Source organism: Bacillus sp. EB01 (assembly GCF_000613125.1).
In the GTDB taxonomy this organism is placed as follows: domain Bacteria; phylum Bacillota; class Bacilli; order Bacillales; family Cytobacillaceae; genus Bacillus_D.
The window spans coordinates 3798737-3823131 of record NZ_HG964497.1 but is presented as its reverse complement, the minus strand read 5'-3'; the positions used below and the strand labels follow the sequence as shown (position 1 = coordinate 3823131).

Genomic DNA, 24395 nt, shown 5'->3' with positions numbered 1-24395 from the left:
AATTTGATTTATAATGAATGTATCGATAAAAAGAAGAAAAAAGGTGGATATATTGTTAAAGGAAGCAAGGAATCTTTTAAAAACCTATTACGGTTACGATTCTTTCAGAGTTGGGCAGGAAAGGGCTATTACAGAGGTTCTTTCGGGCAGGAACACACTTTGTGTTATGCCAACAGGCGGAGGAAAATCAGTCTGTTATCAAATTCCAGCCCTGCTTATGGAAGGAACGGCCATTGTCATATCGCCGCTTATTTCGCTCATGAAGGATCAGGTGGATGCGCTAGTCCAGCTAGGCATACCGGCAACCTATATTAACAGTTCAATTTCAGGAAGGGAAGCGGCAGAGAGGATGGATGCGGCAAGATCCGGACGGTACAAGCTGCTGTATATTGCCCCGGAACGATTGGAGTCACAGGATTTCGTTTGGGAGCTGAAAGAAATGAAAATTGGGCTGATTGCGGTCGATGAAGCTCACTGCATATCCCAATGGGGCCACGACTTCAGGCCGAGTTATAGGCATATTTCGAAATTGGCGCACAGTCTTCCAGGAAATCCGGTAGTCCTTGCTCTCACTGCCACGGCGACGCCGCTTGTACGGGATGATATCAGGGATTCGCTCTCTATACCTGAAGAAAATGAAGTCATCACAGGATTTGAACGGGAAAACCTGTCTTTTTCGGTTGTAAAAGGACAGGATCGCGGCAAATTCCTTAAACGGTTTTTAAAGGCTAACCAAAAAGAAAATGGAATTATTTATGCCGCTACAAGGAAAACGGTTGATATGCTCTATGAGAACCTCAGGAAAGGCGGTTTGACCGTAGCCCGCTATCATGCCGGAATGGCTGATGCAGAGCGGTTTGCCGAACAGGAACGGTTTTTGCGGGATGAAGCGGCTGTAATGATTGCTACATCGGCTTTTGGTATGGGGATTGATAAAAGCAATATACGCTATGTTGTCCATTATCAGCTGCCCCGTAATATGGAAAGCTATTATCAGGAGGCTGGGCGTGCTGGCAGGGACGGCCTGCCGTCTGCCTGCGTTGTACTTTATTCTCCGCAGGATATCCAGGTCCAGCGATTTTTGATTGAGCAATCGGCCGACAGGGACAGAGTGCCTGCTGAGCTTTCCAAGCTGCAGGGAATGGCGGATTATTGCCACACGGAAAGCTGTCTGCAGGAATTCATTCTCCGGTATTTTGGCGAAACCAACACGAAGCCGTGCGGGCGCTGTGGCAATTGCACGGATTCAAGGGAAAGCGAAGATGTTACAAAGGAAGCACAGATGGTCCTTTCCTGCATTGTTCGTATGGGGCAGCGCTTTGGAAAAGGGCTTACCGCACAGGTGCTGACTGGCTCAGCCAACCAGAAAATTGCTGATCTAGGCTTTAACCAATTGTCCACATACGGAATTCTGAAATCCTGGACGGCCAAGGAGGCGGGCAGTTTTATCGAGTTTCTTATTTCCGAAGAGCTGATTGGGGTAGCCCATGGAACGTATCCGACGATTTTTGTTGCTGAAAAGGGGAAAGAGGTGCTTGGAGGCAAACTGCCCGTTTTTAGAAAACAGGCTGTTAAATCTGAAACAATAGCAATGGATGATCCTTTGTTCGAAACATTGAGGAGTCTGCGCAAACACCTGGCGGACGAGGCCAATGTGCCGCCGTTTGTAATTTTCTCGGATGCAAGCCTTAAGGACATGTGCCTGAAACTTCCACAATCTGATGATGAGTTTCTGGATGTCAGCGGGGTAGGGGCCAGCAAGCTTGAAAAGTTCGGGGAACCATTCTTGGCTGTAATCAAGCAGTATCTTGTTGAACATCCGGACAGGAAGGCTGTTTATGAAAACGCGGAACCGGCCTCGAAAAAGCGTACAGCTTCGAAGCCGGTGGCTGATTCCCATCTCGAATCCCACAAGCTTTATCTTGAGGGGCATTCTATTAGGGATATAGCTAAGCAGAGAGGGCTATCCCAAACTACGGTTGAAAATCATTTAATTACCTGCTTTGAACAAGGGCTGCAGGTAGATTTTGCGAAAATTATTCCAGAGCAGTTCCTGCCGCTGCTAGAAAAAGCGGTTGAGGAGGCAGGCAGGGAACGCTTAAAGCCAATCAAGGAATTACTTCCCGAGGAAGTTTCCTATTTTATGATAAAAGCATATTTAAGTATGGAAAAGGGCCGGCAGCTTACCTAGCAGCCGGCTTCTTTATTAGATAAGTGGGGCGTTTAATAAAAAGTTAAATACCTTCCAAAATCAGGCAGGCAATGTGTTAGAATATTCCTAGATTATCAGAAACGAGGGATTCTTATTTTACATAGAGATGATGTCGTGCTGTCCTTAAAAGGGCTGAAGAAAAGCTATGGTTCCAAGCAGGTTCTTAAAGGAATTGACCTTGAAGTGGGACGCGGACAAATTATTGGCTATATCGGCCCGAATGGGGCAGGGAAGAGCACGACGATAAAGCTGCTGCTTGGCCTTGAAGAAGGCTTTGAAGGAGAAATCAAGATTTTTGGAAACCTTCTGGATTCGAAAAAAAGTGACTATAAACGAAAGATAGGCTATGTTCCTGAGATAGCCGAACTATATGATAATTTGACGGCTATTGAATACCTGACTTTCACCGGGGAATTGTACGGGATGGATCCGTCGCAGGCCGAGGTGAAGGCCAAGAAACTGATGCGGGCATTCGGACTTGATAATGTGTTTTATAGCCGGCTTTCATCGTTTTCAAAAGGCATGAAACAAAAGGTAATGATTATCTCAAGCATGCTTCATGACCCCGAACTGCTCTTCCTCGATGAGCCGCTAAGCGGGCTTGATGCAAATTCGGTGATGATATTTAAGGAAATCCTTTCTCAGCTGGCTGGGAGCGGTAAGACAATTTTTTATTCCTCGCACATCATGGATGTTGTTGAGAAGATCAGTAACAGAATAGTCCTAATCAATGGCGGAATCATTGTCGCCGATGGAAGTTTTGACGAGTTAAAGGCACGAAGCGAGGAAGGTTCGCTTGAGCAGATTTTCAACCAGTTGACAGGGTTTGATGAATACAGGGAGCTGGCAAGCGAATTTGTGTCGATTGTCAAGGAGGTGTAATCTTGCAGGATTTCAGAACGTTGAAGTTCCTTGACAAATTCTCACAAGTTTTTGAGCGGCTCGGTGCTGATTACAAGGCGATGCGGGCGATTCTTTCGGTAAAGCTTACGATGGACAGCAGGAGGGCTCCAGTCATCCTTGGCAATATGAGGCAAAAGAAGGATAAGGAAGAAAATAAGTTTATCAAGTCACTTTGGATGTATGGGCTATTTGGTCTGCTCCTGGCCCCCCTTGTGCTGCTGGGTGACCATTTCCTGATTCAGATGACCTTCTATTTTGGTGCGTTGATGTTCTTTTTAATGACGTCGCTTATTTCAGATTTTTCCTCTGTCCTTCTCGATTTAAGAGACAGGGCAATTCTGCTTCCAAAGCCAGTCAGAAGGAAGACAATCAGTCTTGCACGGGCTGTGCATGTTGCCATTTATATGTTCTTCTTAACAATGGCCCTTGCTGCGGTACCGCTGGTCGCGGGGTTAACCGTCCATGGGCCGCTCTTTTTTCTGCTTTTACTAGTTTCACTTATTCTCGTGAACTTACTGATTATTGCAGTTACAGCACTCGTTTATTATTTCATTCTCCGTTTTTTTGATGGCGAGAAAATGAGGGACATTATCAACTATGTGCAAATTCTGTTGACCGTTTCGCTGGCACTTGGATATCAGCTAGTTGCCCGGGTGTTTGAATTCGTCAGCTTTGGTGAAACAATCCAGCCTGAATGGTGGCAGGCATTCATTCCGCCGGTGTGGTTCGCTTCATTGTTCGAACTGTTCCTGAATGGCAAAAGCAGCCCTGAGCTTTACCTTTTTGCAGTCCTAGCCTTTATTGGACCAATTGCTGCTTTATCCGTTTTTATCCATTTGATGCCTTCATTTGAAAATAAAATGCAAAAGCTTGCCTCAGGAAGCGGGCCAAGCCGCGTTTGGGTACCGCCACTCGATACAAAATCCGCAAAGCTGATTTGCCCGGATAATCAGGAGAGGGCCTTTTACCGATTTGCTCTGGCAATGATGAAGAGTGAGCGTGATTTTCGCTTGAAGGTATATCCGTCGATAGGATTGTCGGTCATGGTTCCACTGATTCTTGTATTAAACCAACTGCAGTGGAGCTCATTTGAAAGCCTGTCGGAGAGTAAATATTATTTATCGATTTATACGGCAGCCCTTATTATTCCAACGTCGGTGATGATGCTGAAATATTCGGGGCGGCATAAAGCTTCATGGCTGTTTCACGCTGTACCGTTGAAATCATATGCACCCCTTTTTTCTGGAACGCTGAAAGCTTTCCTTGTTAGGCTTTATTTGCCTGTCTATAGCCTGACGGCTGTGGCGTTTTGCTTCATTTTTGGGTTCGACGTCCTCCCGAGCCTAATCGGATCCTTTCTTGCGGCAATTGTATACAGTGTTTTCTGCACCGTGCTCATAAAGGGTTCGCTGCCATTTTCTGAGTCGTTTGAAGCAAGCCATGAAAATAACGGATTGATGACTATTCTTTATTTAATTCCAATGTTGGCGCTGATGGGAATTCACTGGCTGTTTACATTTGTGCAGTATGGGGCGTATTTATATGTATTGATAATGCTTGTAGCTGCCTCGGTGTCTTGGAGAGTAGCTGAAAAGAAGCTTTGGGTGTAAGAAATAAGGGTGTAGGCGATGTTGCAATTCTAATGGGCATAGGAAAAGCTGCGGGGGGTTCCCGCAGCTTTTTTCATAAACGAATAATCCTCGCAGGGAGGCGCTTCCGCTTTTCTTCTGTCTAGCTCCACAAGGAAAGCTTCTAAGAATAATCATCGCAGGGACACAAAGGAAAGCATCCTAGAATTAACATCGCAGAGACAGGCGCACTTTGCCTGTCGCGAGGCGGTTCTTTGCCTGTAACGAAGGCGCTTCCGCTTTTCTACAAATAGATTTCCTCAGGTGCGACGGCGGATTTTTCGGCGAGGCGAATGGCGTATTCGATTAAGAGTTTCCTTGTTAGGTATTCACTTTGGCGCATGGTGCTGGAATGGAAGATGGAACGGCCAGGTTTGGAATTAGCTTCAAGCAGCCAGGCACGGCCATTGCGGTCAAAACATAAGTCCCAGCCGAATTCGCCAGTTATACCATCTAGTTTTTGTTCAAGGATATGGCTTAGTTCAAGGGCGGAGTTTGCCAGTTTCTGTTCAATTTCTGCCTTTTTGTCGCCGAATAGTTCTTCCAATGTATGAATCTGGCCGCCGTATCCGGCGTGGGTAGTAATACTTTGGTTCCCAGCGAGTTTTGCAGCGATGGCGGAAACCTGCCATTGTCCGTTTGCGTCTTTATTAGTATGGACGCGAAAATCAACAGCATTACCATCCGCCTTTGTGAGCAGGATGCGCTGCTGAACAAGTAAATTCCTTCGTTTCTTTGTGCTGAACATTTCGGAAAAAAGGGCATCCAGGTTAGGGAATTTCAGCAGTTTGTTTTCTCCCTGGTTGTTACGGAAACGGGCATAGCAGGTTGATCCGGGCAGCTCCGCGATTACCTGGCAAATGCCTTTCCCTCGGGAACCATCACAAGGTTTTAAATAGACAGAACCGTATTTGTCAAGGAGCCGCCTTACTTCTGAAACAGAGCTGTAAAGAACTGTTTCTGGGAGGTATTTGCGGGCTGCGGAACTTTCCCTTAATCGGTTGTGGATGTCTATTTTGTTGAAGAATCCTGGATTGAACCAGGGGATGAAGTAATCTTTAACGAGCCTTTCCTTGGCAAACCTGGATTGTGGGTGCTGTTCGGCCCTCCGCGATGGGACTCTGTCATAGATGACGGCAGGAAAGGGGAGGTTCCGGGTTTCCCATTTTCCATTATGGAGGATATGGCCTTTCACGGTTGATGTTTCCCAATCAATTGATTGAGGTGTAAACAAATATCCGAAAGCGCCAAGTGATGTGCAGGATTCCAGAAGCTTTGCAAAATAGTCGCTCCGGTCACCAGCTGGCTTAACGGAGGATTCAAGCAGTCCTGTAGTAAATATTCCCACGAGCGGGCCCATGTAAAGAGTTTCCTCATTAAAGTAAGGCTTCAGTTCAAAGTCGAAATCAGAAATGCAAAGAGCTTTAGAAACAGGCTTCGTCAAGGCGAATTCTTTCGTATGATTGGGATTTTGGGAAAATGCCACCTCAACAGCAGATTTCCCAAAGGCTGCTTTCTTTAAAGTTGGAGGTAGCTTGAACGCTTCTGGATAATAAATAATGGGCTTGTCATCTTCAAGGGCTTTGATTGGGTAACGCCTCGCCATAATCCTCACATCCTTTCATTTAAGTTCTTTTTTCTTTGTGGGACAATTACATTTGTTTAGCGGTAAAAATTTTTCACTCAAGGTCTTCTGTTGGTAAAAATGGGGTAAAGATGGTCAAAAACTGTTATAGTATCGTATGTATAGGACAATTGAAACGTTCTTGCGATTTTTTGGAAAGGTTGATGCAAACATGAATATGCTAGTGACAATTCTGTTTATGACAGCGATAGGCGCGTTAATAGGGGGATTTACGAATCATCTTGCAATTAAGATGCTGTTTCGTCCATATAATCCGATTTACATCGGGAAGTGGCGGGTGCCGTTCACACCGGGGCTGATTCCAAAGCGCCGGGATGAACTTGCCGAGCAGATGGGCAGGATGGTTGTTGAGCATCTTCTGACCCCTCAGAGCATCAAGGAGAAATTTTTGCAAAAAGAATTCCAGCAGGATATGACCGAACTGGTTAAAAAGGAGCTCCGTACATTATTGGAGTCTGATTTTACAATAGCCAGCCTTCTCGATAAAGCTGGAATTAAAGATGGAGCAACACGGATTGACAAACGAATTGAGCGGCTTATAGAAGGAGTATATGAACGCGCGATGTCCCGGTATCGCGGCCAGCCAATTGGCAATGTGGTCCCTCAGGCATTACTTGAAGGAGCTTCGAAAAAAATCCCGGAAATCAGCTCGTATATCCTTGGCAAGGGAGCAGATTATTTTTCGAGCCAGGAAGGGAAGCTGCGCATTCAAATTTTGTTCGATGAGTTTTTTAAGGATAAGGGAATGCTTGGCGGCATGCTGCAGATGGTTCTTGGCAACGTGAGCATAGCTGATCGGATTCAGCCGGAAATCATTAAATTTTTCAAAAGTGATGGAGCGCATGGGCTGATTTCGAGCATTCTCCGAAATGAATGGTTGAAGCTGCTTGAGCGGGATGCTGCCGAGATTGAGAACATGGTCGGACGCGACAAGGTTGTTGAAACACTGAAGGAGTATGCCATCAATCTTGCGGGTACTCAAAAACTGTTGGATACACCGGTCTCAGAATTGCTGGCATCCTATAAGGATACGATTCTTGAACGTATGGCTCCAAATCTTGTGGTTATGCTGGGTGACTGGCTGACATCAAGATTAGATGTGATGCTGGAAAAAATTCATCTGAAGGAGCTTGTACGCGCACAGGTGGCCACTTTTTCATTAGAGCGGGTGGAGGATATGGTGCTTGGGATTACGCGCAGTGAGCTAAAAATGATTACCTATCTGGGTGCTTTGCTGGGTGGTTTAATCGGGATATTCCAGGGGATATTCGCTATTCTGTTTTCATAGGTCTATTAAATATATAGTTTGCATAGGCTAAACAGATGTGATTTTCGCATTCGTTTGCCCGGTCTGGTATAGTGGACAGGAATGTAATTTAATTTAAGGAGTGTTTTCATGGCTGGAAATTTCTATGATGCCGCAAATGAGCTTGAAAAAGCCATTCGGGAAAGTAATGAGTATAAACAATTAAGGCAGGTTTATGATGAAGTGAATGCAGACCCCTCTGCACGCACAATGTTTGAGAACTTCAGGCAAATTCAAATGAATCTGCAGCAAAAGCAAATGTCTGGACAGCCAATCAGCCAGGAAGAAGTGGATCAAGCTCAGAAGTCAGTTGCGCTTGTTCAGCAGCATCCAACGATTTCACGTTTGATGGAGACTGAGCAGAGAATGGGCATGGTGATTGGTGAGCTGAACAAAATTATCATGAAGCCGCTTGAGGATTTATACGGCCCTCTGCAGCAGTAAGAATTGAATGAGTGGAGAATCCGGTGCATATCGTGCCGGGTTTTTTGTGTTTTTCAGACAATCCCTACAAATTTATCAGGCAGATTTTATTTTGGGCCTATTGTTCTAGAAAAAACCTGTTTCTCATAAAAGTGAATAAGGATGATTCCATCAGGACAGGGGGCACCAACCATGATTTATCGTATGCTTGCGCTAAATATAGACGGAACGCTTGTGGATAGCGCCGGAAAGCTTCATAAATCCACAAAGGAAGCGATCAGCTATGTGCAGAATAAGGGAATCTGCGTAACGCTGGTAACATCACGCAATTATGCATCCGCCAGAAAGGTGGCAAAGGCGCTCAAACTGAAGGCCCTGTTTGTTTCCCATCAAGGAGCGTATATTGCGAATGCTGATGACCAGCCTGTATATGTAAAAAGAATTAATGAGGACCTTACGTACGAGATTACAAGATTTCTGGAGAGTTTTTCTTGCCAGATCCGTCTTGTCCATGAAAAATTTTCTCTTGCGAATAAGCTGCAGTTAAATAACAATCTCTTAGCAAAGGCAATTTTCACCTCTGGTGATCCTCTTGGTTATTCACATCAATTTGTAACGGATCTTAGCGATTCATTGGCAGATACACCGGTCGCGCCTCCGAAAATTGAAGCTTATTTTGAATCGGAACAGGATCTCGAGGACGCCCGCCTTGCTCTTAAAGCAATGTTCACTGAAGTGAAAGCTGAAGCGAATGAAGGTTTCAGGCTTGATATAGTTCCCTCGGGTGTATCGAAACTATCAGGATTGCTTTATATTTGTGATCAGCTTGGCATCAGTTGCAGGGAAGCCGTCGCAATCGGGGATAGCCAGGATGATATCCCATTCATTGAGGCAGCAGGACTCGGGGTTGCAATGGGGAATGCCCCTTATGAAGTAAAGCGGGCTGCTGACTGGGTAACCCGGGCCGTCGGCGAGCATGGGGTTGCCTACATGGTGAAAGAACACTTCAGAAAGCAGCACCCCATTGAGTTCTTGAAAAAAATGAACATCATAAAGTAGTGGCAAGTTAGGCACAGGCGGATAGCCTGTGCTTTTAATATTGGTCACGAAATTCACTTATTTAAAATAGCTTGATTCAAAAAACTCCTCGCGACAGGCAAAGTGCGCCTGTCTCTGCGATGTTAATTCAAGGATGCTGTCCTTTGTGTCCCTGCGATGATTATTCTTGGAAACTATTTGTTGAGAGGAAGTCACAGAAAAACTCATAATGCTCATATTGGGTCTGTATTATCCCACTTGTGTCTCATATCAGTTGTTAATTGTCTCAAAAAAATTGATTTGGAAGGTAGTGAGTGAATGGCATATTTTACTTGTGTTGACCTTGGTAACCTGATTTTGTACACTTAAGAAAGTCAAATTGTAAAGGTGGATGAGTGTGCATATTTCAATAACCGGCCTATCCGACCAGCGGTTTGAGCGGCCGCTACAACTTATAGCAAACTTATTTTTTGAAGAATCACAAATATATTTTAATAAAATACCCAATGCGGATATTTCTATAGAGATAAGCCTTGAACAGAATGAAACCGAAGTTGCTGTTACCGGAGTACTGGAAAGCAATGTCCCATTAAGGGCAGAGCATAAGGCTGTAATTGACCCGGAACTATCGGAAAAAGGACAATTTAAACAGTTGAAAAATGCTGTTTCCCATGTATACTTGATGCTGTTCCAAGAGCTGACAGGCATGACACAGAAATGGGGTATCCTTACAGGAGTACGCCCGACAAAGCTTCTGCATCGGAAACTTAGGGATGGAGTAGACCCTGAAACTGCACAAAAGGAACTGGCCAAGGAGCATATGATTACTCCCGAAAAGGCAGCCTTGATGCAGCGGATTGTTGATCGCCAACTTGCGGCTGTACCGGATCTTTATTCCTTGAAAAAGGAAGTAAGCATATACATTGGCATTCCATTTTGCCCTACTAAATGCGCTTATTGTACGTTCCCGGCCTATGCGATCAATGGGCGGCAGGGCTCCGTTAATTCCTTCCTTGGCGGGCTTCATTTTGAAATGAAGCAGATGGGCAGCTGGCTGAAGGAAAAAGGAATTAAGATTACAACCGTCTACTTCGGAGGCGGAACACCAACAAGCATTACTGCCGATGAGATGGACATGCTCTATGAGGAAATGTATACATCCCTCCCGGATGCAACCGAAATCAGGGAAGTAACAGTGGAAGCAGGACGTCCTGATACAATTACTCCTGAGAAGCTTGAAGTCCTTAAGAAATGGAACATCAATAGAATCAGCATTAATCCGCAATCGTATATACAGGAAACGTTGAAGGCAATTGGCCGCCATCATACGGTTGAGGAAACGGTTGATAAATTCAAGCTTGCTAGAGAAATGGGCATGGACAATATTAATATGGATTTGATTATTGGGCTGCCAGGTGAGGGAACAAAGGAATTCACTTACACCCTCAATGAAACTGAAAAGCTGATGCCGGAATCGCTGACCGTTCACACACTCTCTTTCAAACGCGCTTCGGAAATGACGAAGAATAAGGATAAATACCGGGTTGCCGACCGCGGCGAAGTTGAAAAAATGATGGAACTTGCGGAAACCTGGACGAAAGAGCATGGGTATGAACCATATTATTTGTATAGGCAAAAAAATATCCTTGGCAATCTTGAAAATGTTGGCTATTCATTCCCGGGACAGGAGAGTATTTATAATATTATCATTATGGAAGAAATGCAGACAATCATTGGCCTTGGCTGTGGAGCATCGAGCAAGTTTGTTCATCCAGTCACCGGGGTAATTACCCACTTTGCCAATCCGAAAGATCCAAAATCGTATAACGACAATTTTGAGCATTACACGAATGAAAAAATTAAAATACTTGAAGACCTTTTCTCGGAAGCAAACGAACCCGCGTCAATCTGATGCGGGTTTGTTCTAGTCGTTAAGGATATTAAAAGTTTCTCGCATTATTATGATGGACAATAAGTATAAAAAGTGGGGCAAAACTTCTGTCATTTGCAATCTGTTTTTAGTACCAATTTAATAATATTGGTTTTTATAAGCTGGTCGGTAAAAAGCTGCTGGTTCCTACATTTAGAATCAAGTGGGCCCGCCCTTATTGGTTGCGGAGATCAGGTTAAGCACTCAATCTGATAAATAAACGGAAAAATTCCGTTTAATTAGTAAAAAGTATTGAAAAGAGCTTATATAGACGGAGAGATTCCGCCTATTGACTTCAAAATATATCAAAACGGGAGCTATTACTTTGCATAACCGGAAAATCTCCCCTTATCTACACCGATACGATTTCCATTTTGCAAATAACCGGAAAACCTCCGCTTATTTTACATTCGCTGGTTACCGATTTGGGACAAGGCATTCCCAGCAGTGTTTTTCCTGTCGTAAGTCACCCTTTGCCTATCAAGAAGGTACTTGCGCTTTGTTCATTAACTTGTAAGATTTTCCCTCTTGAATTGGACATAGAATGATAGTGTTTCCAGAGTTAAAAAACTTACCTATGGAGATAGCCAAAGAAAAAATTCAACAAAGAATAAAAAGCGATTCCTTTTTTGGGAAAATTCTTACTTCTTTTAGTCACAAGAAGTATAATGAAGGTAAGATAACAATAGGGAGGCGATGGGGTTGTCTTTAAATGGTTTAACGGAAAAAGTAAGCGTTTCCGTGGACGGTCGAGTTGCGACGGTAAAGATGAACAAGCCTGAAACCATGAATGCCCTGGATAAAGAAATGATTAAAGGGCTAATTGGAAGGCTTAAGGAGATTAGCGATTCCGATGATATTGACGTTGTTGTCCTTACGGGCACCGAAAGGGCGTTTTCATCAGGCGGGGATATAAAGGCGATGTTGTCCCTGAATGATGAATATGAATTCTTTTCGATCATGGATTGCATTAATGAGTTGATTATTACGTTGTACAGTCTTCCAAAAATCACAATCAGTGCTGTTTCGGGTGCGGCAGCCGGCCTTGGTTTTAGCATCGCGCTGGCAACGGATCATATTATCGCCGGAAAACATGCAAAGCTTGCGATGAATTTCATTGGGATCGGCTTAATTCCTGATGGCGGGGCACACTTTTTCCTGACAAAATACCTGGGAGAGATGAAGGCAAAGCAGCTAATTTGGGAAGGAAAGACGTTGAGTGCAAATGAAGCCCTTGAAAAAGGCCTTATTCATGAGGTTGCGGATAATCTTGAGGAAATCCTGCAGGAAAGAATTGATGACTATTTGCAGCAGCCGATTCAAGCAATGATTAAAACAAAGAAAATCCTCGCAGAACTGAATCGCCCGCATCTTCTCAAGGTGCTTGAGCTTGAAAAATATGCACAGCGAAAAATGAGGGAAACTAAGGACCATAAAGAAGGAATCCTGGCATTTACCGAGAAACGTAAGCCAAAATTCATTGGTAAATAATTTTTTTAAAAAAATGACGCTCAAAGTGACAAAACTCTGGGCGTCATTCTTATGTTTCGTTAAACTATATTTCAGAGGCACGCCAAAATCAGGAATGAAATAAAATCAGCTTTCCGGCAGGTGATGTGCAGCGATATGTCTTCTCGGAAAAGCCCTTTTCTTCCAGTGCCTTCATTCCAATTTCCTTTGCTTGATCGTCGTTTTCTGCTTGAAATGAATCGTCAAGAAGCTTTTCCCCGTCTTGTTCAAAAACCGTCAACTTATACGTTTTCAATCCATTCCCTCCCCAGTCCTTTGTATCCCCATTTTTGCATATCCGGCACTATTCCGTAAAGAATGAGAGCCTCTACAAAACAGAACGTGCATTCGTCTTTTTGAGATGATAGAATAAAGGAAATACAGCAAGCGTCGAGTGCTGCAATGCCGGGCATTTTTATATCCTGCTTGAGTCGGTTCATTTAGACTTTGGTGGGGATACAGGAGCATTACTTTAAAAAATGAAAGGAGTTGTGTCATGAAGAAAATACGGTTCATCCACACAGCGGACCTGCATCTTGACAGCCCGATGGCAGGCCTTAGCAAGATGCCGAAGACTATTCTGGATAGGCTGCGTGAAAGTACCTTTAAAGCATTCTCTAGAATTGTCGATGCAGCTATCGAACATGAAGTCGATTTTGTGATTATCGCTGGCGATTTGTATGACGGGGAAGACAGGAGCCTGAAGGCACAGTCAAGGTTTCGGGCCCAAATGGAAAGGCTGTTTGAAAAGAATATCCCCGTATTCGCGATTCACGGTAATCATGACCATCTTGGCGGGGACTGGGTAAAGCTTGCTATGCCAAATAATGTCCATGTATTCGGCAGCGAGCCCGAAATGGTCCATTATCTTACAAAATCAGGCGTAAGTGTATGCCTGTACGGGTTTAGCTATCCTACAAGGCATGTCAAGGAGAAGAAAGTCGATAGATACATAAAGGCAATTCATGGAGACTTCCATATTGGGATACTCCATGGCAATGATGGATCGAGTTCCGAGCATGGAAATTATTGTCCATTCACAGTTCCTGAATTAGTTGGCAAACAATTTGATTATTGGGCTCTTGGCCATATCCACAAGCGGGCTGTTCTCTCTTCTGCTCCGCCAGTGGTGTACCCGGGTAATATCCAGGGCAGGAACCGAAAAGAAAAAGATGAAAAGGGATGTTACCTTGTTACACTGGATGAAGCAGGAGCTTCCCTGGATTTTATTGAAGTGAACGACTGCGTCTGGAAGGAAACAACCATAAGCTCAAAAGGTCTTAAGGACTTGTCCGATATCCTTCAGCTTTGCCAGGAGGAGAAAGAAAGACTTCGCACCGAGGGGGCAGGGGTCCTTCTATCGATTAAATTGACTGATGTGAGTTTAACAGATGCACTGGAACAGGAAAGCCTTTATCAAGATGTGCTTGAAATTCTCCAGGATGGAGAGGAAGAGGAGACCTCATTCATTTGGACAATTAAAGTCTCAATAGAAGAAGAGGCTGCGTGGCGCCGTGAAGATTTGATTCAAGAAGCTGATTTTTACTCCGAACTTTTCGGGATAGCCGACCATTTTGAACGTGGAGCTGATGTGCTGGAGCCTGTTTATGGACGCCTTCCGGGAAGAAAGTATCTTGAACGGCCTACCGAAAAGGAACAAACCGGGCTGCTTGTAGAAGCAGAGCAGCTGCTTGTAAAGATGCTCAAAGGAAATTGATAGTAAGGAGGTGGCAGTATGAAAATTGAAGAAATTCATATTTATGGATATGGAAAGCTTGAAAATGTCTTTATTGATAATCTTGAAGATTTTCAGGTGTTTTATGGCGAGAACGAAGCAGGAAAATCGACTATCATGGCCTTCATTCATGGAATCTTGTTTGGATTTCCAACCAGGCAGCAGCTTGAACTGCGATATGAGCCTAAACAAGGCGGCAAATATGGGGGCAGGCTTAAACTCAGGCATCCGGAATATGGTTTGGCTATTATTGAGAGAGTACGCGGCAAAGCGGCAGGTGATGTCGCGGTTACGCTTGCAGACGGAACTTCGGGTGGGGAGGAACTTGTAAAAAAGCTTCTTGGTAATTTTGATAAAGGCATGTTCCAAGCGATCTTTTCCTTTAACCTTCATGGCCTGCAAAATGTCCATCAAATGAAAACGGAAGATATTGGGCGGTTCCTGTTCTCCTCCGGTACACTCGGTACGGACAGGCTTGCAAAAACAGAGAGTGAGCTGCAAAAGGAGCTGGATGCAAGGTTCAAGCCTTCTGGAAAAAAACCAACCCTAAACCAGAAGTTTGCCGAGTTGAAAATCCTTGAAGCAGACCTTAACAAGGCAGCAGACAAAAACAGCCGCTATGAGTCCTTACTAAAGGAGAAGGAAGCTGTTGAAACGAGGCTTTCAACCCTGCAGGGCAAAATCCCTGAGGTGCAGGCTGAAATCAGGAAACTTAAGGAATGGTTGAGAATAGAGGATCTGGCTCGCGAAGAAGCGATTTTAAAGGATGAACTTCAAACGTATGATAAGTTTGAGTTTCCTTCTAGGGGTATGGAACGGCTAAGCTCCTTGAAGCAGATGATTGGACCGTATCAGGCCCAAATCGAAAACCTGAAGGAACGCCGTGCAGCTCTCCTAAAGGAAATTGATAACCTCGTCATCAATCACGAGCTGCTTAGCCATGAATCTGAGGTTTTAGCTATTCTTGAAAAGAGGCCCGATTATGATCGCTCAACACAGGAAGAGTTAAAAATCAGGGAAGAGGCTTCCCGTCTTGATGAGACGATTGCTGTATTGAAGGAGAAACTCCATATTGACCTGACAGAAGAGGAAATAGAGAGAATCAATACAGATATTTACATAAAACAGCAGGTAGAGAAAGCAGCCAATACAAGGGTAAGGCTGGACAATCTGAAGGCTCAGCTGGATACAAGCTTTCATGAAGAAAAGGCTGGTCTTGAAAAACTTGAATCAGAGCTTAAGGCTGCTAAAGCATCGTTGCTCCCGCGGCCAGAACGCGAAAAGCTAGAAAAAGCTTCCCGTGTCAGTAACAAGGCAGAGCTGCAAAGGCGTCTTGAGGATACCCGGGAAAAGATAAGTTTGCTTGAAGATGCCGCCAATGATGAGATATCGTATCAAAAGCGAAACAAGGCCTTTAGCATGGCTGTCCTAGTTATAGGAATCCTGCTCATCGGGTATGGACTTACGGTTCAGCTTATTTCGCTCGCAGGGATTGGTTTGCTGTGCGCAATTCTTTCAATCACAATGTTCGCTAAATTCTCCAAGAGCCAAATGTCTGGAGGAAAGCAGGCTCAGCTTTTAAAAGAAAGGCAAAAAGCCCAGAGGATAGAAGAAGAATTATCCGGAATGAATCATGCTGCTGCCGGTGAAGCGACCGTCAGGCTTGGGCTTGATGATCAGCAGAGGAACAAGGTTTACAGTCTTGAGGCCAGGCTTGATCAGCAAAATGCACAATTTGAAAAAGTACTTTCCAGGTTCGAGCAAATTGAAAAAGAAGAGCGGGAACTCGGAGAAATCATACTTAAGCTTTCCGATGAGTTTAGAATCAGCGAAAAAATCGGCAGGCGAATGATTCTTGAGGCTTACAGGCTTATTGATGAATGGAAGGCAAGCATTCGGGAAAAGCGGAGATTGCATGAAAAAATGGATGCACTACTAGATATTAAATCAGGGATAGAGGATAAGTGGTCGGGGCTGTCAGGCCTATTCGGCAATAGTATGCCGGACGACTTTATGGTTGCAAGCCTAATGGCTAAGGCCGAGTTGGAAGCTGAAAAACAGAAACAAATCGTATACAATGAAAAGTCTGCAAAGCTCGAGGAAATAGAACAGGATCTTAAGATGCAGGAAAAGGAAAAAGAAGTACGGCAACTGGAAATTGCGCAGCTTCTAAAGCAGGCGGGAACAGAGGATGAAGAGGCTTTTTACAAGCTTGGCGAATTGGCGGCAAAAATTGATTCCATAAAAGAACGGCTGGACAATATTGGCAGGGAACTCTCCTATTCTTCGATTTCAGAGGATGAAAGAAAGGCTCTATTGCAAATGAACGACGTGGATGAGAGGTTAATAGGGCTTGAGCAGGAGGCAGCGGAAGGGGAGGGTTCAATTAAAACCCTTCAAACCCGTCTTCCGGAGCTACAGCATGAAATTGATATTCTAGAAGAAGGCGGTATTTATTCTGAGCTGCTGCATACATTCCGTCTTGCCAAATCCGAAGCCGAGCAAGAGGCAAAGGAATGGGCAGTATACCAGCTTGCGAAGGAACTGCTGATTCGAACGACAGACCGTTTTAAGGATTACCATCTTCCGAGAATGCTGAAAAAGGCAGAAGAATATCTTGCCTATTTGACAGAAGGGAATTATAGTAAGCTATACCTCGCCCCGGGAGGGAATGGATTTTTGATAGAACGAAAAGACCATACCCGCTTCGAGGCAAATGAATTGAGTCAGGCGACAACCGAACAGGTGTATGTTGCTATAAGGATTGCTCTGGCAGAGACAATATATGAAAAATTCACATTCCCTTTCATTATTGACGATAGTTTCGTAAACTTTGATGGAAATCGGGTAAAACGGGTAATAGAGCTGCTGAAGCGGTTTGAAAACAGACAGGTACTATTCTTTACCTGCCATGAACACCTCCTCGAGCACGTGGACGGCCGGCAAGTCCATCGGCTAGGCAAGGAGCATGCAGCAATCAAGGGGTAAATACCTTAAGTGGTATGATATAGTGATGGTATCGGAAGGAGTCGAGAGTATATGGGGAAAATGATACTTGAATATGAAACTGGTGAACAGGTTGACCAATTTTTATTAATAAAAAGCTCAACAAAAGGTATTGCCAGTAATGGAAAGCCCTTTTTAACCTTAATCCTCCAGGACCAGAGCGGGGACATTGAGGCGAAGCTCTGGGATGCAGGGGATGAAGAAGAAAAGACATACAGTGCACAGGCAATCGTTAAGATAATTGGAGATATCCAGAATTATAGAGGGAAGAATCAGCTGAAAATCAGGCAAATCCGTCCTGCCGGCCCGCATGATGGCGTCAAGCTTGATGATTTCCTGGAAACCGCCCCATTAAGTAAAGATGAAATGGCTGGAAAGCTGACACAATACATTTTTGAAATGAAAAATCCAAATATCCAGAGGATTACAAGGCATCTGATGAAAAAGCATCAACAGGCATTCATGGAATTCCCTGCCGCCACCAAAAATCATCATGAGTTTGTTTCCGGCCTGGCCTACCATGTTGTCAGCATGCTTGATTTGGCAAAGGCGATATCAAGCCTTTACCCGAGCCTTGATAGAGATTTGCTTTATGCGGGTATTATCCTCCACGATATGGGCAAGGTCCTTGAGTTGTCAGGGCCTGTTTCAACCGTATATACCGTACAGGGAAACCTGCTCGGCCATATCACTATTATGGTAAATGAAATCGGCAAAGCTGCCGATGAACTGGGCATCTCAGGAGAAGAAGTCCTGGTCCTCCAGCATTTGGTCCTGTCCCATCATGGCAAAGCGGAATGGGGAAGCCCGAAACCGCCATTGATTAAGGAAGCGGAAATCCTGCATTACATTGATAATCTTGATGCCAAGATGAATATGCTTGACGGTGCACTTGAACGGGTGCGGCCTGGTGAATTTTCCGAGAGGGTTTTTGCCCTCGATAACCGGTCATTTTACAAACCAACATTCCATAAATAAAATTTCAAGAGACCTGTACCTCGGGTCCCTTTCTTTTTGACCAGGATGCTGTTTCTTTGTTTAAAAAAGAACCTTTATTGCTAATGGTGAAGCATAAATTTCGCTTAACTGAATATCTATACTGTAGTGGACAACCATTACAGGGAAAGGGGCAGCGGATATGATTATTCCTCTTTGGATTTATTCAATTGTACTCGGTATTGCAATTAGTGCGGTGATGGCAGTGAAGACTGGTAAAGAAGAACGGAAGGAAGAGCGGGAACTGATTGAAAAAGAAGGAGAAATCTACATGAAACGGCTCGAGCTCGAGAAAGAAAGGCGCGGCCTGCAAACCTAAGCATGAATTCATTTAAAAAACAAAAGGGGGACTCCAGTTGTTTAAGCCGGAGTCCCCTTGTCATATATTACTGTTGAGGATTGGTTTCAAGAGCTTTCTTAAGGTCTTTGTCTTTAATTTCAACATCGGCAGCTTTAAGTTCTTCCTGCATTGCTGCGTCAATCATTTCAGGAGTCAGCTTTGAAACCTTCACCTGATACTCAATTTCATCCTTCATTTTATCATATGACTGCTTTTCTTTGATGTCAGTAACCTGGATGATATGGTAACCGTATTCGGTTTTAACAGGAGCGCTGATTTCATCCTTTTTCAGCTTGCCAGCAGCTTCATCAAATTCCGGAACCATTTTGCCAGTGCCTGGCTGGAACCAGCCGAGGTCTCCGCCTTGCTGGGCAGACAGTGTATCAGTGGAAACTTCTTTTGCTACATCCTCGAACTTTTCACCTTTATCAAGTCTTGCCTTGGCAGCTTTTGCTGCGGCTTCATCCTTGACTAGGATATGGCGGGCCTTGATTTCAGGCTTGTAGTTCTCGTAATATTCCTTCATTTCTTTTTCAGTTGCCTCGACGTCTTTTAAAGCAGCCTTTTCTTGCAGAAGTCCAATTCGGAAGGTTTCCTTAAGGTCTTCTTCACTGTTGTAGCCATATTGTTGTAGAGCCATTTCAAATTGATCCCCAAGATCAGCTTTCAATTCTTCTATCTTTTTGTTTACTTCTTCATCTGTGACTTTATATTTATCAGACAACACTTTTTCATATACAAGCTGCTGCAGGGCTGGGCTGCCATACTTGTCCTTCATAAGATCGTAAAGGTCGTCCTTAGTGATATTCCCAGCTTTGGATTCAGCTACAACTTCGCCGCTTCCATTATCTGTATTGTTGCAAGCACCAAGGGTTAGAACCCCGCCAGTGAGAGCAAAAGCAAGCATCCATTTTTTCATGATGTATCTCTCCTAAAAGTTTATTTCCAGCAGGTCTTCAACCCACATCCATTACTATAACATAAATGGACAGACATGCCAAAAATTTTCAGGGCCAAACTGTGAACGATATTCCATATTAATGACAGGAAACCCGATTGCCACAAGGCTTCGAGTTAACCATGAAAATAGGTGGGATTTTCTCTTAATGGAGTAAAAAGGAAGAGAAGAAAAGTAAAAGTAATGGACATTCGCCTATTCGAAACAATGGTGAACTGAATAGTATATGGTAACTTCCTGAAAGGAGGTGCCGTTATGAGTGGTGGAGGAGGATATGGTGCAGGCTTTGCACTGATCGTGGTTCTGTTCATTCTATTGATTATTGTTGGCGCTGCCTGGCTATAATCAATAGACGCATGAGGGACATGGGAATTTGAGCCCATGTTCCCGGAATTGCGCTAACATAAAGCAAAACGTAAAAAGCGGTGGGAAAATTCCCCACCGCTATTATTCTTTATGAAGTACGATAATTGTAGTTTTTAAGTAAACAGTACCTCAATGTAAGACGAAATCAACAGAATCGTAACCAATACGTTTATTGTCCTAAAAAGGCCTGGCTGGCGTTCCTCCGGAATTTCCTTCTGGATACAGAGGGAGTTGGTCAATTGGTTAATAGAATATAAAATAAACAGAGCAAAAACGGCAAAAACAAAATACATTCTGACTCTCCCCTTGGTTTTCTCATGTTATCTACAATATCAAATTCCCTTCAAAAAGGAAAGTTGAAATGCCCCTGGGGGACAAGCAAAAGTTTACTCAGTATGGGATTCAGTAACCATCGAATACTTCCCCATTGATCACGAGTGTCGGCTGGCAATATAAAAACTTCCATTCGTATTATATTGGATTTAGGACAAGCCCGCGACATCTTCTATCAAACTGACATTTATTTCCATTAATTGAGACTTTGCTCTACACAAAGTGAAGTATGACTCATATGCCTGGAATAGATATAACTTGCTTATAAGTTGGGATAAACGTGTTAAAATAATATGAATTGGAAGGAATCTTTATTAAGTACTTGAAAAACAAGGGACCATTATAATAGGTCAACCAAAACAATTGCCAAGTACATCATATCTCATTATCATAACTTATGATGAATAAAGCTTTAGAACTCTTATTTGTAAGGCTGATAACACACTTGTTTAACCAGCCGATTGAGTGAAAAAAAGTCGGACAATTAATCCGGTAAAAACCACATCTTCTTTGAAGCCAACAGTACCCCGCCCTTCTTAAGGACGGAGTACTGTTGGCTAAAAATAGAATGGTAAATGTCGTGAAACGAGGGCTGTAAATGGATAGCAGGCAAATACTGGATCGGATTCAATTGTTGGAATATCACATGAGGCTGCTGGCAGAAGCTGTAGATAAAACCGAGTATGAATTGAATAAGCTCCTTGTAAAGAGAAACATTACCGAACGGGAAGCTGCCGAGTTCTTCGCTTTGTGTGAGCGAATGAACAAAGTTATGGAAGAACAAAAAGCGGAAGGATTTTTACATTTTCATCCGCTTTTTCAGGAATTCGCATCATTATTGCCTTCAAAGTTGGATTCCCGAGAGGTAGTTACTGCATGTCTAAGGCAAAAAGTATTTGTCCCTTTAATGACAGAACTCAATAAATATCTCTAATTAGACCAACTCTTCAGACTTGCCAATTTTGCGAAGCTTTCCTTCCTCTTCGTTGAATTCACATTCAATGTTGTGGAAGGACTTTTCGAAAATTTCCATAAAATCATCACCATAAATATTGCGGACAATTGCCATCATTTCAATGATATCCGGGAATTTCCCATATAGATCCCTTAATGGGAGTGCACCTGAAAAAACTGAATTTGCTCCAGGTTCATAGGATTCCATTAAATCAAGGAGAAGAGCTTCACCTGAATCAGTTAATTTGATATACGTATTACGTTTGTCATTTTCTTTCTTCGAAAACTGGAGGAGTCCCCTCTCCTCAAGCTTCTTGGAAAAATTGAACGCAGTCGAAACATGCATGACCCCGAACTTTGCAACATCCGAAATGGAAGCGCCATTTAGATGATACGCAATCCAAAGAATGTGGTGTTCGTTAATATTAAGGTCATATGGCTTAATCCAATTTTGCCAGTCCTTTTCAACTGATTTCCAAAGCGCCTTGCTTAATTGAGCAATCCTCTGGCTAAAGAGCATTGCTCCCTTCAGATTGTAGTGTTTTTCTGCCATCCTTCGTTCACCTCTTTTGAAAAATCTTTCCCCTTGTCCCTGTTCGTAGAGTTGTTTCCGTTTGCAAAAAAGTTAGGCATGTAATACAACACATGAAAAAATTGCCTTTCTTTTCTATATTAACATTATGCCAATAAAATAAAAATTAATAAAGATATAAATTTACTAAATTTTTAGAAATTGAATAAATTATTTTTTCGACATACTATCCGAACAATGTCGAGCACTGTAAAAAATTATATGTAAAGTTTGAAAAATCCTCCCCCCGCATGTGGGAGAAGGATTGCATGTTACTTTACTGTCTGGCCATTGCTCTCTTGCTGCTCATTTTTGGAGAGGCCCTGGGCTGCCAATTCCGATTCTAGCTGGCCGATTGCAGTTTCAATTTCACCGATTTCTTTTTGGATTTCAATCTGTTGTGGCAGAGTCTCGGACTGCCAGCGTTTGATTGCGGTATTGACCTCGTTGACAAAGAATGTGAGGTGAACCCGGCCTTCCTTCGTGGCGTGCAGGGAGGCATCCTTGACCTCCATGATGCTGTTCTTTAAATCCTTCAATTGAGCAAGATACAGATCTTTATTCTGTTTCAGCCCTTCCCGTAATTCGTTGCCCGATTTAGGGGCGGTAAATAATGTAGCAATTCCGGCGGCCGCGCCTCCCAGCAGGACCCCGTACAGAAATCGTTTAGCTCCCATATTCCTCAACACCTTTCTATATGAATCGCTTTTCTCTATTGTACCCAAAATGTGAAAAGCATGCCAAATCTCTCCATATAGTAAATATCACAAATTCAATAAGCTAAACCTTCCTTCATACGAAGGGATATGCTCTCATATATATTTAGATGAATATAGCTTTTCCAGGTGAATTTCTCGAATGGTGTTCAAGTATTGTTGACAGGTAGGATAGGAGTGAATGCTGTGGCATCATTTTTCTTTGCATTGAGTGCATTGTCCATAGTGGGTTGTCTGTATTTTGGAATCAGTTATGCAAAAGGTGGAATGTATCCGCCAAGGCAACTTTTGAAAAAGAAGACTGCCGGGATGGCCGCAGGGGCAGCAGTGTTTTTACTCATGGGGACTGTTGTGTGGCTCGCCCAACGATGAAAAAGAACCCGCGCGGCTGCGCGGGTTCAGTAATTTTCTTATTTTTGTTCCTGAATGGCGGGCTGAGATACAAAGCTGGTCCGTTTTAAAACCGATTGGACGATAGGATAAACGACGACCATAATCACGGTATTCAAGGCAATGGTTGGCAGGACAATACCGATAAACAATGCAGTGAATGTAGCCTCACCAGGCAAACCGGCAATCACAACCGCTGAAGCTAGGAACACAGACCCAGATACTAATGTGCCGACAGCAGTTAAAAGACCTGCACCGGCAACAGTGTGGCTGAATTTTTTAAGCCCAAGGAACAATAGGTAAAACACAAAAGCAGTTACAAATTTATCGATTATATTTGGGAACAGCCCACCAGGGAATTGGGTGGTCAAACCGGAAAGAATCCCGGTAACTATTCCGACAAGCAGGACATTCTTTTTGTCAGGGAACAGCAAAATTCCAAGAAACATCATCGTCAGCATCATGTCTGGTTTCATTCCGTTTCCAATCCCTGGAATGATTGAATGAAGGACGACACCAATCCCCATCAATAAAGAAAGTGCCACAAGATTTTTCGTATTCAATTCTCATCTCTCCTCAGCTTATCTAAGCTAAAATTTTGTAGTTCCTCCTGCAGTGCACTCCTTGCCTGCAGCGAAAAACTTGTTGTCATTATACCATATATGTAAAACGATTGGGAAGAGGAGTTTTCAGATTATTTATAAGGCTTAGTCCTCGTTAATATGGCTCCCAATTGCACCAGCGAGTTCGGCTAACTGCTCACCTGTATAGCTTCCCTGATTATTGCCCCATTTTAGGCCAAAGTCATCGTCTTTGCCAAAACGAGGAATAAGATGAAGGTGGAAATGGAAAACAGATTGATAAGCCTCAGCACCGTTATTGTTCAATGTATTGAGGCCGACCGGGTTGAATTCTTCCTTTAGTGCATTGGCAATTGCAGGGACCTTGCTGTATAAATTGGCTGCGATTTCGGGTGTGAGCTCGAATATATTTTCCTTATGTACTTTTGGGATGACAAGGGTATGGCCTTTCGTAACCTGGCTTATATCGAGAAATGCAAGGATATGCTCATCCTCATAAACCTTTGATGATGGGATCTCACCTTTTACAATTTTGCAAAAAATACAGTTATCCATTTTTTCACTGCCTTTCAACGGTTTTGCCCGTATTTTAGCACAGTTTCAACCTAATAGAGAAATGAATAACAAGTATTATGGTAGATTTCAATTTAAATTACTTTTATGGTGAGAAGTAAAACGATGGCTTGTGGCTTGGCTTTTTAGGCTCTAGCCGTTGAGAGAAGCGTGCAGAATGTTAAGGTCGGGCGGAATTGTGAAAAACGGCGATAAATTTTTGGTTAAGGGTTATAAATTTTTATTCAGGGCTATAAGTGTGGCGTATAGGGTTAGTTAAGTGGAAATTGTTGAAACATGGAA

23 protein-coding genes are annotated in these 24395 nt (G+C 43.4%); 15 read left to right on the top strand and 8 right to left on the bottom strand.

Going from position 1 to position 24395, the window contains the following annotated elements; genetic code table 11:
- Window positions 1–52 precede the first annotated feature (52 nt).
- From recQ to TY16_RS17775, 3 genes are all read left to right on the top strand, one after another.
- Window positions 53–2191, top strand: a complete 2139-nt coding sequence (recQ, locus tag TY16_RS17785) for a DNA helicase RecQ (RefSeq protein ID WP_155922277.1) — start codon at window positions 53–55, stop codon at window positions 2189–2191.
- 135 nt (window positions 2192–2326) lie between these two features.
- A complete protein-coding gene (locus TY16_RS17780) occupies window positions 2327–3094 on the top strand; it encodes an ABC transporter ATP-binding protein (protein ID WP_231505644.1) in 768 nt (255 codons plus the stop codon).
- Window positions 3095–3096: 2 nt separating this feature from the next.
- On the top strand, window positions 3097–4725 hold the full coding sequence (locus tag TY16_RS17775; protein WP_043933157.1) for a hypothetical protein: 1629 nt from the start codon (window positions 3097–3099) through the stop codon (window positions 4723–4725).
- Between the two features lie 262 nt (window positions 4726–4987).
- Here TY16_RS17775 and TY16_RS17770 read toward each other — a convergent pair whose 3' ends face one another.
- Window positions 4988–6349 (bottom strand): YheC/YheD family endospore coat-associated protein, encoded by a 1362-nt coding sequence (locus TY16_RS17770; protein WP_043933156.1) that lies wholly within the window; start codon window positions 6347–6349, stop codon window positions 4988–4990.
- Between the two features lie 190 nt (window positions 6350–6539).
- Between TY16_RS17770 and TY16_RS17765 the strand changes: the two genes are divergently transcribed.
- The 5 genes from TY16_RS17765 (at window position 6540) to TY16_RS17745 (ending at window position 12576) form a co-directional block, all read left to right on the top strand.
- Window positions 6540–7676 carry a DUF445 domain-containing protein gene (locus TY16_RS17765; protein ID WP_043934823.1) on the top strand — a complete coding sequence of 379 codons (1137 nt, stop codon included), beginning with the start codon at window positions 6540–6542 and terminating at the stop codon, window positions 7674–7676.
- A gap of 108 nt (window positions 7677–7784) precedes the next feature.
- Window positions 7785–8138: a YlbF family regulator gene (locus TY16_RS17760; protein ID WP_043933155.1), complete on the top strand. Its 354-nt coding sequence runs from the start codon at window positions 7785–7787 to the stop codon at window positions 8136–8138.
- Between the two features lie 171 nt (window positions 8139–8309).
- On the top strand, window positions 8310–9176 hold the full coding sequence (locus TY16_RS17755; protein ID WP_043933154.1) for a Cof-type HAD-IIB family hydrolase: 867 nt from the start codon (window positions 8310–8312) through the stop codon (window positions 9174–9176).
- Window positions 9177–9552: 376 nt separating this feature from the next.
- Window positions 9553–11067: a coproporphyrinogen III oxidase gene (locus TY16_RS17750; protein WP_043933153.1), complete on the top strand. Its 1515-nt coding sequence runs from the start codon at window positions 9553–9555 to the stop codon at window positions 11065–11067.
- Window positions 11068–11787: 720 nt separating this feature from the next.
- Entirely contained in the window at window positions 11788–12576 is a 789-nt protein-coding gene (locus tag TY16_RS17745; protein ID WP_043933152.1) for an enoyl-CoA hydratase, read from the top strand.
- A gap of 88 nt (window positions 12577–12664) precedes the next feature.
- Here TY16_RS17745 and TY16_RS17740 read toward each other — a convergent pair whose 3' ends face one another.
- Window positions 12665–12850, bottom strand: a complete 186-nt coding sequence (locus tag TY16_RS17740; RefSeq protein ID WP_043933151.1) for a YhzD family protein — start codon at window positions 12848–12850, stop codon at window positions 12665–12667.
- Window positions 12851–13090: 240 nt separating this feature from the next.
- On the opposite strand from TY16_RS17740, the gene TY16_RS17735 reads away from it, so the two are divergent.
- The 4 genes from TY16_RS17735 to TY16_RS17720 all read left to right on the top strand — a co-directional run bounded on the left by TY16_RS17735 (window position 13091) and on the right by TY16_RS17720 (window position 18650).
- Window positions 13091–14311, top strand: coding sequence for a metallophosphoesterase family protein (locus tag TY16_RS17735; RefSeq protein ID WP_043933150.1), 1221 nt, complete (start codon window positions 13091–13093; stop codon window positions 14309–14311).
- 18 nt (window positions 14312–14329) lie between these two features.
- Window positions 14330–17317 (top strand): ATP-binding protein, encoded by a 2988-nt coding sequence (locus tag TY16_RS17730; protein ID WP_043933149.1) that lies wholly within the window; start codon window positions 14330–14332, stop codon window positions 17315–17317.
- 51 nt (window positions 17318–17368) lie between these two features.
- Window positions 17369–18313 (top strand): 3'-5' exoribonuclease YhaM, encoded by a 945-nt coding sequence (gene yhaM, locus TY16_RS17725; protein ID WP_043933148.1) that lies wholly within the window; start codon window positions 17369–17371, stop codon window positions 18311–18313.
- A gap of 160 nt (window positions 18314–18473) precedes the next feature.
- The gene (locus tag TY16_RS17720) at window positions 18474–18650 is read left to right on the top strand and encodes a sporulation YhaL family protein (protein WP_197028417.1); all 177 of its coding nucleotides are present in this window, start codon (window positions 18474–18476) and stop codon (window positions 18648–18650) included.
- 67 nt (window positions 18651–18717) lie between these two features.
- Here the strand turns inward: TY16_RS17720 and TY16_RS17715 are convergent, their stop codons facing one another.
- Window positions 18718–19590 carry a peptidylprolyl isomerase gene (locus TY16_RS17715; RefSeq protein ID WP_043933147.1) on the bottom strand — a complete coding sequence of 291 codons (873 nt, stop codon included), beginning with the start codon at window positions 19588–19590 and terminating at the stop codon, window positions 18718–18720.
- Between the two features lie 294 nt (window positions 19591–19884).
- On the opposite strand from TY16_RS17715, the gene TY16_RS25825 reads away from it, so the two are divergent.
- Window positions 19885–19974 carry a YjcZ family sporulation protein gene (locus tag TY16_RS25825; RefSeq protein ID WP_081773027.1) on the top strand — a complete coding sequence of 30 codons (90 nt, stop codon included), beginning with the start codon at window positions 19885–19887 and terminating at the stop codon, window positions 19972–19974.
- A gap of 134 nt (window positions 19975–20108) precedes the next feature.
- Here the strand turns inward: TY16_RS25825 and TY16_RS17710 are convergent, their stop codons facing one another.
- Entirely contained in the window at window positions 20109–20288 is a 180-nt protein-coding gene (locus tag TY16_RS17710; protein WP_043933146.1) for a hypothetical protein, read from the bottom strand.
- Between the two features lie 638 nt (window positions 20289–20926).
- On the opposite strand from TY16_RS17710, the gene TY16_RS17705 reads away from it, so the two are divergent.
- Window positions 20927–21262 carry a DUF1878 family protein gene (locus tag TY16_RS17705; RefSeq protein WP_043933145.1) on the top strand — a complete coding sequence of 112 codons (336 nt, stop codon included), beginning with the start codon at window positions 20927–20929 and terminating at the stop codon, window positions 21260–21262.
- Here the strand turns inward: TY16_RS17705 and TY16_RS17700 are convergent, their stop codons facing one another.
- Together TY16_RS17700 and TY16_RS17695 are read right to left on the bottom strand one after the other, a co-directional pair.
- Window positions 21263–21835, bottom strand: a complete 573-nt coding sequence (locus tag TY16_RS17700) for an HTH-type transcriptional regulator Hpr (protein ID WP_043933144.1) — start codon at window positions 21833–21835, stop codon at window positions 21263–21265. It lies immediately after the preceding gene.
- Between the two features lie 290 nt (window positions 21836–22125).
- Window positions 22126–22530, bottom strand: a complete 405-nt coding sequence (locus TY16_RS17695; protein ID WP_043933143.1) for a YtxH domain-containing protein — start codon at window positions 22528–22530, stop codon at window positions 22126–22128.
- 225 nt (window positions 22531–22755) lie between these two features.
- Here TY16_RS17695 and TY16_RS17690 point away from each other — a divergent pair, with 225 nt between their 5' ends.
- The gene (locus tag TY16_RS17690; protein ID WP_052342781.1) at window positions 22756–22941 is read left to right on the top strand and encodes a hypothetical protein; all 186 of its coding nucleotides are present in this window, start codon (window positions 22756–22758) and stop codon (window positions 22939–22941) included.
- A 38-nt stretch (window positions 22942–22979) separates the two neighbouring features.
- On the opposite strand, the gene TY16_RS17685 is transcribed toward TY16_RS17690, so the two are convergent.
- Together TY16_RS17685 and TY16_RS17680 are read right to left on the bottom strand one after the other, a co-directional pair.
- Complete coding sequence (locus tag TY16_RS17685; RefSeq protein ID WP_043933141.1) at window positions 22980–23522, bottom strand: tryptophan transporter; 543 nt, start codon at window positions 23520–23522, stop codon at window positions 22980–22982.
- Between the two features lie 144 nt (window positions 23523–23666).
- Window positions 23667–24095, bottom strand: a complete 429-nt coding sequence (locus tag TY16_RS17680) for an HIT family protein (RefSeq protein WP_043933140.1) — start codon at window positions 24093–24095, stop codon at window positions 23667–23669.
- Window positions 24096–24395: the final 300 nt, after the last annotated feature.

Coding starts and splice junctions, on each gene's coding strand:
- TY16_RS17720 (WP_197028417.1), top strand. CDS start 18,474: ATGATTATTCCTCTTTGGATTTATTCAATTGTACTCGGTATTGCAATT.
- TY16_RS17715 (WP_043933147.1), bottom strand. CDS start 19,590: ATGAAAAAATGGATGCTTGCTTTTGCTCTCACTGGCGGGGTTCTAACC.
- TY16_RS17680 (WP_043933140.1), bottom strand. CDS start 24,095: ATGGATAACTGTATTTTTTGCAAAATTGTAAAAGGTGAGATCCCATCA.
- TY16_RS17755 (WP_043933154.1), top strand. CDS start 8,310: ATGATTTATCGTATGCTTGCGCTAAATATAGACGGAACGCTTGTGGAT.
- TY16_RS17710 (WP_043933146.1), bottom strand. CDS start 20,288: ATGTATTTTGTTTTTGCCGTTTTTGCTCTGTTTATTTTATATTCTATT.
- TY16_RS17695 (WP_043933143.1), bottom strand. CDS start 22,530: ATGGGAGCTAAACGATTTCTGTACGGGGTCCTGCTGGGAGGCGCGGCC.
- TY16_RS17730 (WP_043933149.1), top strand. CDS start 14,330: ATGAAAATTGAAGAAATTCATATTTATGGATATGGAAAGCTTGAAAAT.
- TY16_RS17735 (WP_043933150.1), top strand. CDS start 13,091: ATGAAGAAAATACGGTTCATCCACACAGCGGACCTGCATCTTGACAGC.
- TY16_RS17700 (WP_043933144.1), bottom strand. CDS start 21,835: ATGGCAGAAAAACACTACAATCTGAAGGGAGCAATGCTCTTTAGCCAG.
- TY16_RS17760 (WP_043933155.1), top strand. CDS start 7,785: ATGGCTGGAAATTTCTATGATGCCGCAAATGAGCTTGAAAAAGCCATT.
- TY16_RS17705 (WP_043933145.1), top strand. CDS start 20,927: ATGGATAGCAGGCAAATACTGGATCGGATTCAATTGTTGGAATATCAC.
- TY16_RS17770 (WP_043933156.1), bottom strand. CDS start 6,349: ATGGCGAGGCGTTACCCAATCAAAGCCCTTGAAGATGACAAGCCCATT.
- TY16_RS17765 (WP_043934823.1), top strand. CDS start 6,540: ATGAATATGCTAGTGACAATTCTGTTTATGACAGCGATAGGCGCGTTA.
- TY16_RS25825 (WP_081773027.1), top strand. CDS start 19,885: ATGAGTGGTGGAGGAGGATATGGTGCAGGCTTTGCACTGATCGTGGTT.
- yhaM (WP_043933148.1), top strand. CDS start 17,369: ATGGGGAAAATGATACTTGAATATGAAACTGGTGAACAGGTTGACCAA.